Origin of the sequence: Streptomyces mangrovi (assembly GCF_900114215.1) — a bacterium.
Lineage (GTDB): Bacteria > Actinomycetota > Actinomycetes > Streptomycetales > Streptomycetaceae > Streptomyces > Streptomyces barkulensis.
Map to the genome: position 1 here is coordinate 323,322 of NZ_FOSG01000002.1, position 14,963 is coordinate 338,284.

Below are 14,963 nucleotides of genomic sequence, written 5' to 3' on the forward strand. Positions count from 1 at the left end.
GGAGCACGGGCTCCCGGAGCACGACCGCCGGTCAGCCCCCGGGACGTGTGAGCAACTGGGGGGAGAGCGCCCCGCACGGCACCAGCTCCACCTCGGCCCCCGCCTCCCGCAGATCCGTGAGCACCAGCTCGTCGTACATCAGCATCCCGGACTGCTCGGGCCAGACGATCGCCCACAGCCACAGGCCGCGCGCCTCCCCCGCGAACACCGCGCGGTCCTCGGGGGCTTCGTCCACCAGCCACAGCGGGGTGGGCCGTCCGGCCGCCAGGACCTTCGCGTGCGGGGGCCGGTCCACGTCGATCAGCGGGCCGGGGTCGGGGCCGGGGACTCCGGCGTAGCGCGCCCCGAGCCCGACGCCCAGCTCCTCGGCGATCAGCAGCAGTTCGCCGGGGCCGCCGAGCGGGCCGGGGCCGGAGCAGGCCACTGCCGTGGCGCGGCCGCCGCCGCGGTCGTCGCCCGCGTAGGCGATCCCGGTGAACAGCCAGCCGACCGGCAGCGGCCAGGGCATCCACACCGGGACCTGGGCTCTGTGGAGGACCACGCCGAGCGCCTCGACGCTCGGTGGGAGGACCGGCTGCAGCGGGTGGACCGCGCCGTGCACGTCGCACTGCCAGGAGTCGGTGAAGAGACCGGGCGCCCTGACACGGCCGCCGCACTTCGGGCAACTGGGTTCGCCCCTCATGGGCCCCACGGTCCTCCCCGGGAAGCCACGCGTCAAGGACGGTCACCCGTACGGATCGGCCGCGTCCCTCCGGCCGGACTCAGTCCGTCAGGGGCACGGACGCCCGCCGTGGATCGCGCAGGTCCGTGCCGCGGGCCAGCCAGCGCTCCTGGAGCTCCGCCGCGCCGTGCACCCGCTTCCAGGCCGCCTCGTTGGGCGTCATCGGCAGCAGGGGGAGGAAGCGCACCGGGTCCATCGGCGGATCGAGCTCCAGGTCCTCCACCAGCCCTCCGGGCTCGGCGACCAGCACGGAGGTGAAGGAGGCGCCCGGCCACAGCGGCTCGCCCACGTCCAGCGAGGCGCCGGGGGCCACGACCACGCCCTCGACCTGGGGGGAGGCGGCGAGCACGGCGAGCGGGCGCAGCACCTTGTCGGTGTCGGCCGCCCCGGCGCGCACCGTCAGCACCAGCTCGGCGCGGGGCCCCCGTTCGGGGTCGGCGAGTACGTCGGAGGGGTCGGCCATGGGGGCCGCCGACATCCCCAGGGTGGCGTAGCGCACCAGGCCGTTCCCGCCGCCGGGGCCCTCCCCGGCGTCCGGGAAGCGCAGCACCTCGATCCGGTCGGCGCCCAGGAAGGTCACCGCCGCCCGTGCGTCGGGCTCCCCCAGGGCGCTGCGCAGCCGGGCCTCGACCAGTTCCAGAACGTGTGCCATACGGCGAGCATAGATCGTGTATTGATCAGGCAAAGAGGGTACGCGTCGGCCCCGGAACGGGATGGACGGACGTCCATGAGTGCTACCGTTGACCGCTGGTCAAGGCGTGTACACAGATTTCCCCCAGCGGGGACCGGCCGGAGGAGGTGGGGCTGCGATGGATCCGAGTCGACCGTGCAGTACCAGCCGCTCTTCCGTACGGCAGCCACGTCCCCTTGCCTGAGGGCCTTCCTCCCCCACCGCCGGGCGGTGAAACCTTGGAAGTCCCCTCCTTTTCCTCCTGCGGACCGGCTTCGCGGAAGAGCGCGTGAGTCCCCCTGCTCGACCGACGTTCTCAGCGAACGCCGCCTGTGCGTACGGTCCCGCGTGGTGCCCGCTTTGCAGACCTCCGGCCCGTGGACTTCTTGTCCCTCGGCCCCGTAGGCCCCCATTCCGGGCAGCGCTGCGCCCGTTCACCGGCGGCTCGGCACGCGAAGGAGCCCAGCATGTCGATGATCCGTGACCTGCGCGCCGCGGTCCGCCCCGCCCTGCGCCGGGGCGGCCGCTCCCCCTACCCCTACGCCCACGACGGCTCCGCCGTCGACACCACCGCGACCAGCGCGGTGGTGGACTGCGCCGTCTACCGGGACGGCCGCCGCGAGTCGCGGCACATGACCCCGGCCGAGGCCCTGCGCTCCCTGCGCCACCGCGAGCCGGGGGAAGCTCAGGGACAGCAGGGGCGGCAGGACGGTCCGGGCGGCGGGGCGTTCGTGTGGATCGGCCTGCACGAGCCCACCGAGCGGGAGTTCTCCGGCATCGCCCGCGAGTTCGGCCTGCACCCGCTCGCCGTGGAGGACGCGGTGCACGCGCACCAGCGGCCGAAGCTGGAGCGGTACGACGACTCCCTGTTCACCGTCTTCAAGACGATCCACTACGTCGAGCACGCCGAACTCACCGACTCCAGCGAGGTGGTGGAGACCGGCGAGGTGATGTGCTTCACCGGCCGGGACTACATCATCACCGTCCGGCACGGCGGCCAGGGCTCGCTGCGCACCCTTCGCCACCGGCTGGAGGACGACCCCGGGCTGCTGGCCAGGGGCCCCTCGGCCGTACTGCACTCCATCGCCGACCAGGTGGTGGACGGCTATCTGGCGGTCGCCGACGCGGTGCAGGACGACATCGACGAGGTGGAGATCCAGGTCTTCTCCGAGAGCGCGGGCAAGGGCCGCCGGGGCCGCGACGCGGGGCGGATCTACCAGCTCAAGCGGGAGGTGCTGGAGTTCAAGCGGGCGGTCTCGCCGCTGCTGCGGCCGATGCAGCTGCTGAGCGAGCGGCCGATGCGGCTGGTCGACCCCGACATCCAGAAGTACTTCCGCGATGTGGCGGACCATCTGACCCGGGTCAACGAGCAGGTGCTCTCCTTCGACGACCTGCTCAACTCCATCCTCCAGGCGAACCTGGCCCAGGCGACGGTCGCGCAGAACGAGGACATGCGGAAGATCACCTCGTGGGCGGCGATCTTCGCCGTCCCGACGATGATCGCCGGGATCTACGGCATGAACTTCGACTACATGCCGGAACTCCAGTGGCGTTACGGCTACCCGGCCGTCATGACCGTGATCGTCGGGATCTGCTACGCCATCCACCGCGGCTTCAAGCGCAACGGCTGGCTGTAGGGCCCGCCGGGCCCGCCGGGCCCGCCGGTCGTGGAAGGCCGAAAACGGGAGGACGGGAGGACGGGAGGACGGGAGGACGGGAGGGCGGGAGCGGACGGCGCGTCAGGTCCGCGCGGCGCGCGCGGATCCGGCGTTGCCCCGGACCACCAGGGCCAGACCGAGCAGGATCACCGCCAGCGCCCCGTAGACGGCCGCCGGCGGGTTCTGTCCCAGCCAGAGCGCCGCGATCAGCGCCGCGCCCGGTGTCTCCAGCAGGATCGCGGTGGAGGTGACCGACGGCCCGAGCCCGCGCACCACCCGGTTGAGCAGCGAGTGGCCCAGCAGCTGCGCGGTGGCGGTGAGGACGGCGAGCTTGATCCAGGTCTCGCCGCTGTAGCCGTCGAGGTCGGCACCGAAGACCAGGCAGGCGGCCAGCAGCAGTACGGAGGTGGTGGTGTAGCAGACGTAGGTGTACGCGGTCGTGGAGACCGTGCGGCGCACCTCCGCCCCCAGCAGGACGTACCCGGCCGCCGCCATGCCGCCGCCCAGTGCCAGGGCGTCGCCCGCCAGCGCCCGCGGCGAGAGCGACAGGTCGACCCCTGTGAGGATCACCACTCCGGCGAAGGCGACCGCGGTGCCCGCCCAGACCAGGGCGGGCGAGCTGCGGCCGCGCAGCCGCAGCAGCAGGGTGGTCCAGATCGGGGTGGTGGTGACCAGCGCGGTCGAGGAGGCGACCGAGGTCATGTGGAGGCTGGGCAGCCACAGCGCGAAGTGCAGCGCGAGCAGCGCCCCGGCGGCGGCGGCCAGCAGCACGTTGCGGCGTCCCATGGCGCGCAGCCCGGCCCGGTGGCGGACGAGGGCCAGCGGGGTGAGGACGCCGACCGCCATGGCGTTGCGCCAGAAGGCGATGGCCAGGGCCGGGGCGGCGGTGGCCGCGATCAGGGGCGCGGACAGGGAGATGCCGGACACGGCGACCGCCAGCAGGAACAGGTCCAGGCCGGTGCCCGGGCCTCCCGCCACGGCTCCGGCCGCCTGTAGGGGCGCGGCGGTACGGGTCCTGACGGCGCGCACGGGGCTCCTCTCCGGGGCTGCTGGGATCCGAACCGGGCTCTGGAGCCCGGGCTCGGGGGGTGAGAACGGGTCGGGGCGCTCGGTGGGCCGCGCCGCCGGCCACCAGCGTAAGGCGCGTGAACATGCCGCGGTACTGACCGTCCGGCTGCCGGAATCCCGCCCCGGGCCCACGGCGCGCACGGTGCGGGTGCCGGGCGCGGCGGTAGGGTCGTCCCATGGCCGATCCGTCCGTTCCCGCCGGCTCCCGGACGCCCCGGGCGCCCCTGTCCATGTCCGACCGGGCGCTGATCGAGGAGTCGGCGAAGAAGTCCGCGCTGGTGTGGGTGCGCGGCCCCCGGGGGCCGCGGCGCGCGCTGTGGCACGTCTGGCACGACGGTGCCGTGCATCTGGTGGGCGACGGCCCCGCGGAGCAGCCGCTGGAGCCCCTGGGGCTCGCCGACGGCGCCACCGCCACGGTCTCGGTGCGCAGCAAGGACAAGGGCGGGCTGCTGGCCGTCTGGCCGGCCCGGGTGGTGGAGCTGCCGCCGGGCGGCGAACAGTGGCGGGAGGCGGTGGCCGGGCTGGCGGGCAAGCGGCTCAACGCACCGGACGCCACGACGATCGCCGAGCGCTGGGCCCGCGAGTGCCGGGTGCTGCGGCTGGAACCGGCGGGGCCGCTCGTGGAAGGGCCCGGCTCGATGCCGGAGGATCTGCGGGCCGCCGTCCCGCCGCCGACGCCGGCGACCACGCGCCGCCCGGCCCCGGCCGGGCTGCCGAAGCTGCTGCGCCGCGGCCGGCCGGGGAGGAAGGGCCGGTAGGACACCGGGGAAGAACGCCGGGGGAAGGAGCCGGGCGGGAGGAGCCGGGACGTCACTCGGCCGCCGAGATCTTCTTGCCGTAGTCGACGATCTGGTCCTTCTCCGGGGCGCGCAGGGTGAACTCCTTGTCCCACTCCAGCATCTGGACCACGCCCGCGTCGCCGCCGCGCTCCAGCCGCAGCGGGTAGGGCGTGCCGATCAGCGAGACGCTGAGTATCCCGCCGTCGCCCTCGGCGGCCCGCACCTCGACCGTCCGTACGCCGTCGACCTCGCCGTGGTCCCCGACCCCGCGCTCGCCGTTCAGGGTGAGCAGCCCGTCGAGCAGCACGTCCTTGTCCGTGAATCCGCTGAGCTGCTTGTAGGCGGGGTCGCCGGGGGGCACCTTGACGTACTTGCCCTCCAGCTTGCGGGCCGCCGCGAGATCGGCCTCGTCCGGCTTCTCGCCGTCCTTGCCCTGGTCCGCCCAGAAGTCGGCGTTCGCCTTGAGGTAGAGGTCCTCGCCGGCCCGCAGCAGCTCGAAGCGGGGGCCGCCCCTGGCCGAGACCTCGCCCAGGCCGCCGTCGTCCTTCAGCCGCATGTCCAGCCGGTAGGTGCGGCCCTTGCTGACCACATTGCCCGACAGCCGTACGGACTGCGCCGCCCGGGCGGCCTTGCCCGCCCTCTGTTCGATCTCGGCGGCCGGGAGCCTGCCGACCCCGTTGGTCCCCTCGTTCGGGTCCTTCGAACCGCACCCCGTGAGCAGGGTCAGCAGGACCGCGCAGACCGCCCCCACCGACACGGCCGTACTCCGGGCGCGAACACCGTGGACCCACGCAGTCACGTCAGCTCTTCCTCCTGATGCCGGGGCAGGACGACGGCACCCTACCGGGGGCCCCGGACCGGGTCGCGGGCGACCGTGCGACCGGTGCCCTCGCACGGGGCCGACGACGGGGCGCGTTAGCCTTGAAGCCGCATTCGGATCACGTCCCACATGCGGACACTCGGCCACACGCGGGTACACGGGCACACACGGCAGGAACGGCGTGCGCGGCGGACGGGGCGACCCGCCGCGCGCGGCGGACACGAGTGGGAAGCGGAGGATGGACCATGGTGCTGGGTGCCCAGCGGGTCTTCGTCTCGCACCTCTCCGGCGTGGCCGTCTTCGACCCCGTCGGGGACCAGGTCGGCCGGGTGCGGGACGTGGTGGCGATGCTGCGCGTCGGCGGGCGTCCGCCGCGCGTGCTCGGACTGGTCGTCGAGGTCGTCAGCCGGCGGCGCGTCTTCCTTCCCATGACCCGGGTGACCGGCGTCGCGTCGGGACAGGTGATCACCACCGGCGTGGTCAACATGCGGCGCTTCGAGCAGCGGCCCACCGAGACGCTGGTCCTGGGCGAACTGCTGGACCGCCAGGTGACGCTGGTCGAGACGGGCGAGAAGGTCACCGTGCTCGACGTCGGCCTCACCCAGGTCCCCGGGCGCCGCGACTGGCTGATCGACAAGGTCTTCGTGCGCCGCGGCGGCGGTGGCGGGCTGCGCCGGCGGCGGTCGGGCGAGACGCTGACCGTGGAGTGGTCGGCGGTGACCGGCCTGTCGCTGGAGGAGGAGGGCCAGGGCGCGGCCAACCTGCTGGCCACCTTCGAGCAGCTGCGCCCGGCCGACCTGGCCAACGTCCTGCACCATCTGTCGCCCAAGCGCCGGGCGGAGGTCGCCGCCGCGCTGGACGACGACCGGCTGGCGGACGTGCTGGAGGAGCTGCCCGACGACGACCAGGTGGAGATCCTCGGCAAGCTCAAGGAGGAGCGCGCCGCGGACGTGCTGGAGGCGATGGACCCCGACGACGCCGCCGACCTGCTGTCCGAGCTGCCGGAAGGCGACATGAACCGGCTGCTGGAGCTGATGGAGCCGCAGGACGCGGCCCCGGTGAGGCGGTTGCTGACGTACGAGGAGCGCACCGCGGGCGGCATGATGACCACCGAGCCGATCGTGCTGCGGCCCGACGCCACGGTCGCCGACGCGCTGGCCCGGGTACGCGTGCAGGACCTCTCGGCGCCGCTGGCCGCCCAGGTGTACGTGTGCCGGCCGCCGGAGGAGACCCCGACGGGCAAGTACCTGGGGCTGGTGCACTTCCAGCGGCTGCTGCGCGAGCCGCCCGGCACCCTGGTCGGCTCGGTCGTGGACACCGATCTGCGGCCGCTGCCGCCGGACACCCCGCTGCCCACGCTGACCAGCTATCTGGCCGCGTACAACATCGTGTCGGTGCCGGTGGTGGACGAGAGCGGATCGCTGCTGGGCGCCGTCACCGTCGACGACGTACTGGACCACCTGCTGCCCGACGACTGGCGGGAGGCCGCCGCCCGGGAGATGTTCGCAGTGCACGAGCCGACGGAGAGCCGACAGGACGGCCGGGGGACCGCCGATGGGTGACAGGGAACGGGACGAGCGCATGGCGCGCAGGGAACGCGAGCGGAGCCTTCCGCCGGCCACCGGGCGCGCGGCCCGCGCCAGGCTGGACCAGCCGATGGTGCCGCGCCGCAGCCCGCTGCCGGAGTACGACCCGGAGGCGTTCGGGCGGCTGTCGGAGCGGATCGCCCGCTTCCTGGGGACCGGGCGGTTCATCGTCTGGATGACGTTCACCATCGTGGTGTGGGTCATCTGGAACATCGTGGCCCCGCCGGATCTGCGCTTCGACGAGTACCCGTTCATCTTCCTGACCCTGGCCCTGTCCCTCCAGGCCTCCTACGCGGCACCGCTGATCCTGCTGGCGCAGAACCGGCAGGACGACCGGGACCGGGTGAACCTGGAGCAGGACCGCAAGCGCACCGAGCGCTCGATGGCCGACACCGAGTACCTCACCCGGGAGATCGCCGCGCTGCGGATGGGCATGGGCGAGGTCGCCACCCGGGACTGGATCCGCTCCGAGCTCCAGGACCTGCTCAAGGAGCTGGAGCAGCGCGGCGCCCTGGAGCCGCCGCCCGACCGCGATCGGTGATCCGGCCCCGGGCGGGCGCCCTTGGCGGTGACCCGCGTCTCATCCGCCGTCTTCGGCGCCGGCGTCGGCGCGCCGTACCATCGGGGCATGGCTACTGACACGTCCGCGGCATCCAGCCCCGCCCCCACCGAGGACGCGGTCCGCGCCGCGCTCGCGACCGTCGACGACCCCGAGATCCACCGTCCGATCACCGACCTGGGCATGGTGAAGTCGGTGGAGATCGGCGACGACGGCTCGGTCGCGGTCACGGTCTATCTGACGGTGTCCGGCTGCCCGATGCGCGAGACGATCACCGAGAACGTGACCCGGGCGGTCCGCGGTGTGGCGGGCGTCACGGACGTGACGGTCTCCCTGGACGTGATGAGCGACGAGCAGCGCCGCGAGCTGGCGGCCACGCTCCGCGGCGGGCAGGCCGAGCGGGAGATCCCGTTCGCCAGGCCCGGCTCCCTGACCCGCGTCTACGCGATCGCCTCCGGCAAGGGCGGTGTCGGCAAGTCCTCGGTGACGGTCAACCTGGCGGCGGCGATGGCGGCCGACGGTCTGAAGGTGGGCGTCGTGGACGCCGACATCTACGGCCACTCGGTGCCGCGCATGCTGGGCGCCGACGGCCGCCCCACCCAGGTCGAGAACATGATCATGCCGCCCTCCGCCAACGGCGTGAAGGTGATCTCGATCGGCATGTTCACCCCGGGCAACGCCCCGGTGGTGTGGCGCGGACCGATGCTGCACCGCGCGCTCCAGCAGTTCCTGGCCGACGTCTACTGGGGCGACCTGGACGTGCTGCTGCTGGACCTGCCGCCGGGCACGGGCGACATCGCCATCTCGGTGGCGCAGCTCGTCCCCAACGCCGAGATCCTGGTGGTGACCACCCCGCAGCAGGCGGCCGCCGAGGTGGCCGAACGCGCCGGGTCCATCGCGGTGCAGACCCACCAGAAGATCGTGGGCGTGGTCGAGAACATGTCCGGGCTGCCCTGCCCGCACTGCGACGAGATGGTGGACGTCTTCGGCACCGGCGGCGGCCAGCGCGTCGCCGACGGGCTGAGCCGGACCACCGGCACCACCGTGCCCGTGCTCGGCTCCATCCCGATCGACGTACGGCTGCGCGAGGGCGGCGACGAGGGCAGGCCGGTGGTGCTGACCGACCCGGACTCCCCCGCGGGCTCCGCGATCCGCTCGGTCGCGGGCAAGCTGGGCGGGCGCCAGCGCGGGCTGGCGGGCATGTCGCTGGGGATCACCCCGCGCAACAAGTTCTGAGGCCCTCCCGCGCGCTTCCCCCGTACGCCCGCGCGGCCGGGCGTACGGGCGGCCGGGCGTACGGGCGGCCGGGCGTACGGGCGGCCGGGCGTTCAGCGCTCGTACTCGCCGAGGTCCTTGATCACCGAGAAGCCCAGCCCGTAGGCGCTCATCCCCCGCCCGTAGGCTCCGATGTGCACGCCCTCGTGCGCGGGGCCGGCCAGCACCCAGCCGTACTCCGACTCCCGGTAGCGGAAGTCGGTGGGGACACCGTCGACCGGCAGCGAGAGGGTGGACCAGGCGGAGCCGTCCAGGTCGTCGGCCAGTTCCCAGGCGATCGCCGTCTGCTGGTCCAGCCAGCTCTGTCTGAGTCCGCGCTCCATCCGGGCGGGCCAGGTGCATGACAGCAGTCCCGACCCGGCCAGCCAGGCGGCCGACGAGACCGAGGTGGCCTCCAGAACCCCCGTGCCGTCCGGGCTGCTGCGCACCGGGCGGTCGGCGACCGTCACGACGACGGCGAAGCGCAGGCCCTCCGGACCCGGCTCGGCCCGGAAGGAGGGCTCGTCCCCGTGACCGGTCGAGCCGTGCTCGACCGTGCCGTCGGCGGCGGCTCCCACCCGCATCAGCCAGCGCGGGCCGGTGAAGGCCTCGTCGAGGCCGTACCAGGGGAAGCCGGCCATCAGATAGCCGTCGATCACCCGGTCCGCCCCGGACGCGGGTACGTCTCTCGGCCCTACCCGGCCCGTCGTCTCCATCTGTGCGACGCCTCCTCGTGTGCCCCGTGTCGTGGGAGGCCCGCCCCCCTCGGGCGGCCCGACCCCGGACACAGGGAGGATAGCCACCCCCGTGCGCCGAACCGGGCAGGACCGGCTGCGGAGTACGGGAGGTGGCCCTCCCGGTTCACCGGCGGGATGGCCTCAGGTGGCGTCGGCGTCGTACGGCGGAGGGTCGTTCCTGGGTGCCGTGCCGTCCTTGCGCAGGTCGACCGCGGAACCGCCCGGAGCGGGCGCGGCCGGGTCGCCCGGGGCGGGCGCGGACGAGCCGCCCGAGGTGACCTCCCTGCCGTTGACCGCGTCCGTGACCTCGGCGAGCTCCTGGCGCAGGTCGAAACCGTTGCGGATCTCCTTCAGCCCCAGGTCCTCGTTCTCCAGCAGGTGCTTGCGCGCGAAGTTCCTGGGATTGAGGTCCTCGAAGTCGAAGTCCTTGAACTCCGGTCCCAGTTCCCTGCGGATGTCGTCCCGGGCACTGTCGGAGAACTCCCGGACCTTGCGGATGAACCGCGCGGTGTCCTGGATCACCTTCGGCAGCTTCTCCGGACCGAAGACGAGGATCGCGAGGATGACGAGAGCGATCAGCTCGAGGGGTCCTATGTCGAAGAACACCGTTCAGCTCCCTCATGTGCGTCCACGACCCGTGCGGCCACAGTCACGGTACCCGGCGCGGGGGCGGGGCGGGAGTCGGCGGGGCGAACAACGGCCGTCGTGGCGGCAGGCGTGACGGGTCTCACGGGCCGCCCGCCGAACCGAGGACCACCTCCACCGAGCGCCGGCCGCCACCGCGCTCGACCGTGAGTTCCAGCCGGTCGCCGGGGCGCCGGGCGCGGATCCTGACGATCAGTTCCTCACCGCTGCGCACCCGGACGCCGTCCACCTCGGTGATCACGTCGCCCTCCTCGATGCCGGCCGCGTCGGCGGGCCCTCCCGGCACGACCGCCGTGCCCTCGCGCCCGGCGGGCAGGCCGACCCGGGCGCCCTCCGCGGAATGTCCCATGTCGATGGTGACGCCGATCACGGGATGGGTGGCGCGGCCGGTGTTGATCAGTTCCTCGGCCACCCGCCTGGCCTGGTTGACGGGGATGGCGAAGCCCAGGCCGATGCTGCCGCCGGTGTCCGTCCGGGGCAGGTCGCCGCCCGCGGAGCGGATCGCGCTGTTGACGCCGATCACCCGGCCCCCGGCGTCCATCAGCGGGCCGCCGGAGTTGCCGGGGTTGATCGGGGCGTCGGTCTGCAGCGCCTCCACGTAGCTGATGTCGCTGCCCCCGCCCTCCTCCTCGCCGCCCGCGGTGACGGGGCGCTCCGTGGCGCTGACGATCCCGGTGGTGACCGTGCCCGCCAGGCCGTACGGCGCTCCGATCGCCACGACCGGGTCGCCCACCCGCACGGAGTCGGAGTTGCCCAGCGGCAGCGGGCTGAGGCCGCTGACCCCCTCCACCTTCAGCACGGCGAGGTCGTAGCCGCTGTCGGTGCCGATGATCTCGGCGGTGGTGGTCTCGCCGCCGTGGAAGACCACCCTGATGCCGCCGCCGTCCCCGTCCCCGTTCCCGTTCCCGTTCCCGGCGGACTCCACCACATGGTGGTTGGTGAGGAGGTGGCCGCGGCCGTCCAGGACGAAGCCGGTTCCGGTGCCCAGCTCTCCGGGCTCCCCGGCGCCGCGCACCTGGATGGTCACCACACCCGGCAAGGCCCGCCCGGCGATGCCGGCCACGCTGTCCGGGGCGCGGCCGGTGTCCTGTGCCGGGGTCTGGGAGAGTTGGATGGTGCCGATGTCGCCTTGGCGCTGCGCGTACGCCCCGATGCCGCCGCCCACCGTCCCGGCGACCAGTGCCAGCAGGACGGCCCCGGCGACGGCGGTGGCCGGCCGGCCCCGGTGCCGCGGGGAGGCTTCCGGGTGCGGCGGGTGAGCGGTGTGCGGGGCTGCCGGGTGCGGCGCCGCGGCGGACGGCGGCGCCCAGGGGTCGTAGCGCGCGAAGACCCCCGGCGAAGCGGCGTGCTCGGGGACGGCCTCGGGGGCGGGCCCGGGGGCCTGCGCCTGGGGCGGCAGCGTGGTGCCCCGGGCCGGTGTCGCCGTGGGCCGCTGGACGGGCGGGGCCGGCGCCCAGGGGCCGGGGCCGCCGTAGGGCGGGGTGCCGTACGGGTCCTCCCCGTGCAGTGGCGCCGGCGCGCCCTGGACCGTACGGGCGTCTTTCGCCACCGGACGCGGGGCCCGGGCCCCGCGTGGACGGCTCCACCACGTCGGCCGCTGTCCGGCGGCCTTCCCCTCGTCCATGTTCTCCCCAGCATCGGCCCGCGTCGCGCTCCGCGCGGACTCGCACCACATCCCCACGATTCAACCAGTTCCGCCTGCGTCGGCGAAGCCGGACCGGCCGGGGCCCACGGGGTTTCCCCCGCAAGGGCCGCCGGGGCGCGGCGGCACTCCGGCGGCCCGGCGGGCGGCGGACTCACGAGAACTTGTCAGGAGCATGGACAGGCCGTACACGGGCCCGCGCGGACGGGCGGTCCGCGCGGGCCCGGAGCCGGTCAGCGGCCCGGCGGGAGCGTGGGCGCCGGGGTGGCGCCCACCGGAGCGGTGGCCGTGGCCGTGGGAGCCGCGGCCGTGGGAGCGGCTCCCATGGGCGTCGCCGCTATGAGCGGCTGCCTGACGGACTCGTACTGCTCCGGCGGCTCCTCGCCGGACGGCGCCTGGTACTGCGTGGGATGTATCAGCGGCGGGTGCAGGGTGGGCAGCACATCGATCACCGGCACCGCCGTCAGCCCGTGGGGCCGGGGGGCGTAGGCGGCCTCCAGCGGTGACACCGACAGCACGGGCGGCCGCGTCGGCGCCACGGCCGGTCCGCTCGGTGTACCGGCCGGTCCCTTCCCCGCTCGCTGTCCCGGTCTGCCGCCGCTCCGCTCGCTGCCGCGCTCCGGCCCGACGGCCGCCGTGCGCGGCGAGCGGGCGCTCGTACCGCCTTCCCCGCCCGCGGCGACCGTGGAGCCGCCGGTGGCCGCGGAGGTGAGCGCGCCGCCGATGGCGAAGGCCGCCAGCGAGACCGCGCCCGCCGCCGCGAAGGCGAAGCGGCGGCCGCGCGAGGACGGCCGGTCCGTCTCATGGACCCGGTGGATGCGGAATCCGCGGTCGGAGGTGAGCACGCCGCCGGCCGGCAGGTACTCGAAGTCCCAGGGGGACGAGGAGGAGTCCGGCGGCCCGCCCCGGCCCCGCCCGGGGTCGTCGCCCAGGCCTCCGGGCAGCCCCTGGAGCCTGGCGAGCAGCCCCTCCGAGGGCGGCGGGGGCGCGGCGTCCGCGAAGACGCTCTTCAGCCTGCGCTGTGCGTCGGCCTCCGCCTTGCAGGTGTGGCAGGTGGCCAGGTGCGCCAGGACGCGCTCGCGCGTCTCGTGCCCCAGCTCGCCGTCCACCAGGGCCGCCAGCCGGTCGCCCAGGTGCTGCTCGGCCGGGGTCGGCTCCGGATCGGGTACGCCGTCGTGTGTGCCGCTCACGCGGTGCCGCCCTCCCCTCCCACGGCACCGGGGAGCGCCCCGGCCAGGGCGCGCTGCTCGGCGCGTGCCCGGGGGGACCGGTGCTTGAGGGCCTTGCGCAGGTGGGAGCGACCGCGGTGGATGCGGCTGCGGACCGTGCCGAGCTTCACATCGAGCGTCGCGGCGATCTCCTCGTACGACAGCCCCTCGATGTCGCAGAGCACCACCGCCGCCCGGAACTCCGGGGCGAGGGTGTCCAGCGCCTGCTGGACGTCGGCGTCGAAGTGGGTGTCGTTGAAGTGCTGCTGCGGCGAGGGCTCACGGCTGGGCAGCCGCTCGGCCGCGTCGTCGCCGAGGGCGTCGAAGCGGATGCGCTGCTTGCGCCGCACCATGTCCAGGAAGAGGTTCGTGGTGATGCGGTGCAGCCAGCCCTCGAAGGTGCCGGGAGTGTAGGTGGACAGCGAGCGGAAGACCCGGACGAAGACCTCCTGGGTCAGGTCCTCGGCGTCGTGCTGGTTCCCGGTGAGGCGGTAGGCGAGGCGGTAGACCCGTGCGCTGTGGGTGCTGACGATCTCCTCCCAGGTGGGAGGCGTCCACGCCGGAGCGTCCGCGTCGGTTGCGAAGGTCGCGGTGGTCACGGAGTCGGCGGCGCGGCGGTGGTCAGCGGTGTCGTTCACGGATTTCGGCTCGCCGGACGACCTGAGGAAGCGCCTGAGCACTTTCCGGTCACCGGCCGCAGCCGCACCTCCCCTGTCGGCTCTGGTGGTGTCCAGTGGAGTCCCTACCATAGCCACCTCGCCCGTTAGCTCCGGATAAGTTTCTTTGACCCTCTTGCGGCCGTGTGCCATGTACGTTCCCCGCCGCTCGCCGCACGGTCTCTGCCCAACCAACGCGCGGTCCCATCTGCGGGTTCCCGGCGCCAACGGATACAGTCACGGATGCGGGCACCACGGGGACAGGAGAGGGCGATTACCGGCAACCGGCAGACGAGCTGGGCGTTCGCCGACGCGTACGGCGCGGAGAACGTCCAGCACGCCGAGCGCTCCGAGCACTCGGCGGCGCTGCGCTGGGCCCGCGACCGGGCCCGGGAGGCGGGCCTGCGCACGGTGTCGGACGGCACGGGCGCCGCGCTGCGGCTGCTGGCCGCGGCCGTGGACGCCAAGGCGGTGGCCGAGATCGGCACCGGCACCGGGGTGTCGGGCATCCACCTGCTGCACGGCATGCGGCCCGACGGCGTGCTGACGACCGTGGACACCGAGCCGGAGTGCCAGCAGATCGCCCGCCAGGCGTTCCGCGCCGCGGGCTTCGCGGCCAACCGCGCCCGCTTCATCCCCGGCCGCGCCCTGGACGTCCTGCCCCGGCTCGCCGACGGCGGTTACGACCTGGTCTTCTGCGACGGCGACCGGATGGAGTGCCTGGAGTACCTGGGCGAATCGTTGCGCCTGCTGCGCCCGGGCGGGCTGGTCTGCTTCGAGGGCGTCTTCGCCGACGGCCGCACCGTCGACTCCTCGTCACAGCCCGCGGAGGTCCTCAGACTGCGCGAGCTGCTGCGCACCGTCCGGGACAGCACCTCGCTGCTGCCCTCGCTGCTGCCGGTGGGCGACGGCCTGCTGTGCGCGGTCAAGCGCCACCGCTGACCACGGGCCGGCCGACAG

The 14,963-nt window shown here is 74.1% G+C and carries 15 protein-coding genes; 6 read left to right on the top strand and 9 right to left on the bottom strand.

The genetic code is table 11. The features are described 5' to 3' along the window. Positions 1–31: 31 nt before the first annotated feature. Complete coding sequence (locus BM237_RS04170; RefSeq protein WP_093847895.1) at positions 32–682, bottom strand: DUF6758 family protein; 651 nt, start codon at positions 680–682, stop codon at positions 32–34. Between the two features lie 79 nt (positions 683–761). Then, positions 762–1,373: a suppressor of fused domain protein gene (locus BM237_RS04175; protein WP_093847897.1), complete on the bottom strand. Its 612-nt coding sequence runs from the start codon at positions 1,371–1,373 to the stop codon at positions 762–764. A gap of 485 nt (positions 1,374–1,858) precedes the next feature. On the opposite strand from BM237_RS04175, the gene BM237_RS04180 reads away from it, so the two are divergent. Then, entirely contained in the window at positions 1,859–3,028 is a 1,170-nt protein-coding gene (locus BM237_RS04180; RefSeq protein WP_093847899.1) for a magnesium and cobalt transport protein CorA, read from the top strand. A gap of 102 nt (positions 3,029–3,130) precedes the next feature. Here the strand turns inward: BM237_RS04180 and BM237_RS04185 are convergent, their stop codons facing one another. Continuing rightward, on the bottom strand, positions 3,131–4,078 hold the full coding sequence (locus BM237_RS04185; RefSeq protein ID WP_093847901.1) for a DMT family transporter: 948 nt from the start codon (positions 4,076–4,078) through the stop codon (positions 3,131–3,133). A 215-nt stretch (positions 4,079–4,293) separates the two neighbouring features. Between BM237_RS04185 and BM237_RS04190 the strand changes: the two genes are divergently transcribed. Beyond that, positions 4,294–4,875: a hypothetical protein gene (locus BM237_RS04190; protein WP_245793391.1), complete on the top strand. Its 582-nt coding sequence runs from the start codon at positions 4,294–4,296 to the stop codon at positions 4,873–4,875. A 52-nt stretch (positions 4,876–4,927) separates the two neighbouring features. On the opposite strand, the gene BM237_RS04195 is transcribed toward BM237_RS04190, so the two are convergent. Beyond that, positions 4,928–5,695: a hypothetical protein gene (locus BM237_RS04195; RefSeq protein WP_175540877.1), complete on the bottom strand. Its 768-nt coding sequence runs from the start codon at positions 5,693–5,695 to the stop codon at positions 4,928–4,930. Positions 5,696–5,961: 266 nt separating this feature from the next. Between BM237_RS04195 and BM237_RS04200 the strand changes: the two genes are divergently transcribed. The 3 genes from BM237_RS04200 to BM237_RS04210 all read left to right on the top strand — a co-directional run bounded on the left by BM237_RS04200 (position 5,962) and on the right by BM237_RS04210 (position 9,097). Continuing rightward, the gene (locus BM237_RS04200) at positions 5,962–7,278 is read left to right on the top strand and encodes a magnesium transporter MgtE N-terminal domain-containing protein (RefSeq protein WP_093847903.1); all 1,317 of its coding nucleotides are present in this window, start codon (positions 5,962–5,964) and stop codon (positions 7,276–7,278) included. Further along, entirely contained in the window at positions 7,271–7,843 is a 573-nt protein-coding gene (locus tag BM237_RS04205) for a DUF1003 domain-containing protein (protein ID WP_425443642.1), read from the top strand. Before BM237_RS04200 ends, BM237_RS04205 begins: the two co-directional genes overlap by 8 nt. Positions 7,844–7,930: 87 nt before the next feature. Next, positions 7,931–9,097, top strand: coding sequence for an Mrp/NBP35 family ATP-binding protein (locus BM237_RS04210; protein ID WP_093848130.1), 1,167 nt, complete (start codon positions 7,931–7,933; stop codon positions 9,095–9,097). Between the two features lie 92 nt (positions 9,098–9,189). On the opposite strand, the gene BM237_RS04215 is transcribed toward BM237_RS04210, so the two are convergent. The 5 genes from BM237_RS04215 to sigE form a co-directional block, all read right to left on the bottom strand. Next, positions 9,190–9,831, bottom strand: a complete 642-nt coding sequence (locus tag BM237_RS04215; protein ID WP_093847905.1) for a hypothetical protein — start codon at positions 9,829–9,831, stop codon at positions 9,190–9,192. Positions 9,832–9,993: 162 nt separating this feature from the next. Continuing rightward, positions 9,994–10,458, bottom strand: coding sequence for a sec-independent translocase (locus tag BM237_RS04220; protein ID WP_093847907.1), 465 nt, complete (start codon positions 10,456–10,458; stop codon positions 9,994–9,996). A gap of 121 nt (positions 10,459–10,579) precedes the next feature. Then, the gene (locus BM237_RS04225; RefSeq protein WP_093847909.1) at positions 10,580–12,121 is read right to left on the bottom strand and encodes a S1C family serine protease; all 1,542 of its coding nucleotides are present in this window, start codon (positions 12,119–12,121) and stop codon (positions 10,580–10,582) included. 251 nt (positions 12,122–12,372) lie between these two features. Beyond that, on the bottom strand, positions 12,373–13,329 hold the full coding sequence (locus tag BM237_RS04230; RefSeq protein ID WP_093847911.1) for an anti-sigma factor family protein: 957 nt from the start codon (positions 13,327–13,329) through the stop codon (positions 12,373–12,375). Further along, positions 13,326–14,096, bottom strand: a complete 771-nt coding sequence (sigE, locus tag BM237_RS04235; protein WP_093847913.1) for an RNA polymerase sigma factor SigE — start codon at positions 14,094–14,096, stop codon at positions 13,326–13,328. The genes BM237_RS04230 and sigE overlap by 4 nt, the downstream gene beginning before the upstream one ends. 150 nt (positions 14,097–14,246) lie before the next feature. Here sigE and BM237_RS04240 point away from each other — a divergent pair, with 150 nt between their 5' ends. Further along, entirely contained in the window at positions 14,247–14,945 is a 699-nt protein-coding gene (locus tag BM237_RS04240) for an O-methyltransferase (protein WP_093847915.1), read from the top strand. The last annotated feature ends 18 nt before the right edge of the window (positions 14,946–14,963 follow it).

Coding starts and splice junctions, on each gene's coding strand:
- BM237_RS04215 (WP_093847905.1), bottom strand. CDS start 9,831: ATGGAGACGACGGGCCGGGTAGGGCCGAGAGACGTACCCGCGTCCGGG.
- sigE (WP_093847913.1), bottom strand. CDS start 14,096: ATGGTAGGGACTCCACTGGACACCACCAGAGCCGACAGGGGAGGTGCG.
- BM237_RS04175 (WP_093847897.1), bottom strand. CDS start 1,373: ATGGCACACGTTCTGGAACTGGTCGAGGCCCGGCTGCGCAGCGCCCTG.
- BM237_RS04200 (WP_093847903.1), top strand. CDS start 5,962: ATGGTGCTGGGTGCCCAGCGGGTCTTCGTCTCGCACCTCTCCGGCGTG.
- BM237_RS04210 (WP_093848130.1), top strand. CDS start 7,931: ATGGCTACTGACACGTCCGCGGCATCCAGCCCCGCCCCCACCGAGGAC.
- BM237_RS04190 (WP_245793391.1), top strand. CDS start 4,294: ATGGCCGATCCGTCCGTTCCCGCCGGCTCCCGGACGCCCCGGGCGCCC.
- BM237_RS04240 (WP_093847915.1), top strand. CDS start 14,247: ATGCGGGCACCACGGGGACAGGAGAGGGCGATTACCGGCAACCGGCAG.
- BM237_RS04170 (WP_093847895.1), bottom strand. CDS start 682: ATGAGGGGCGAACCCAGTTGCCCGAAGTGCGGCGGCCGTGTCAGGGCG.
- BM237_RS04180 (WP_093847899.1), top strand. CDS start 1,859: ATGTCGATGATCCGTGACCTGCGCGCCGCGGTCCGCCCCGCCCTGCGC.
- BM237_RS04205 (WP_425443642.1), top strand. CDS start 7,271: ATGGGTGACAGGGAACGGGACGAGCGCATGGCGCGCAGGGAACGCGAG.
- BM237_RS04225 (WP_093847909.1), bottom strand. CDS start 12,121: ATGGACGAGGGGAAGGCCGCCGGACAGCGGCCGACGTGGTGGAGCCGT.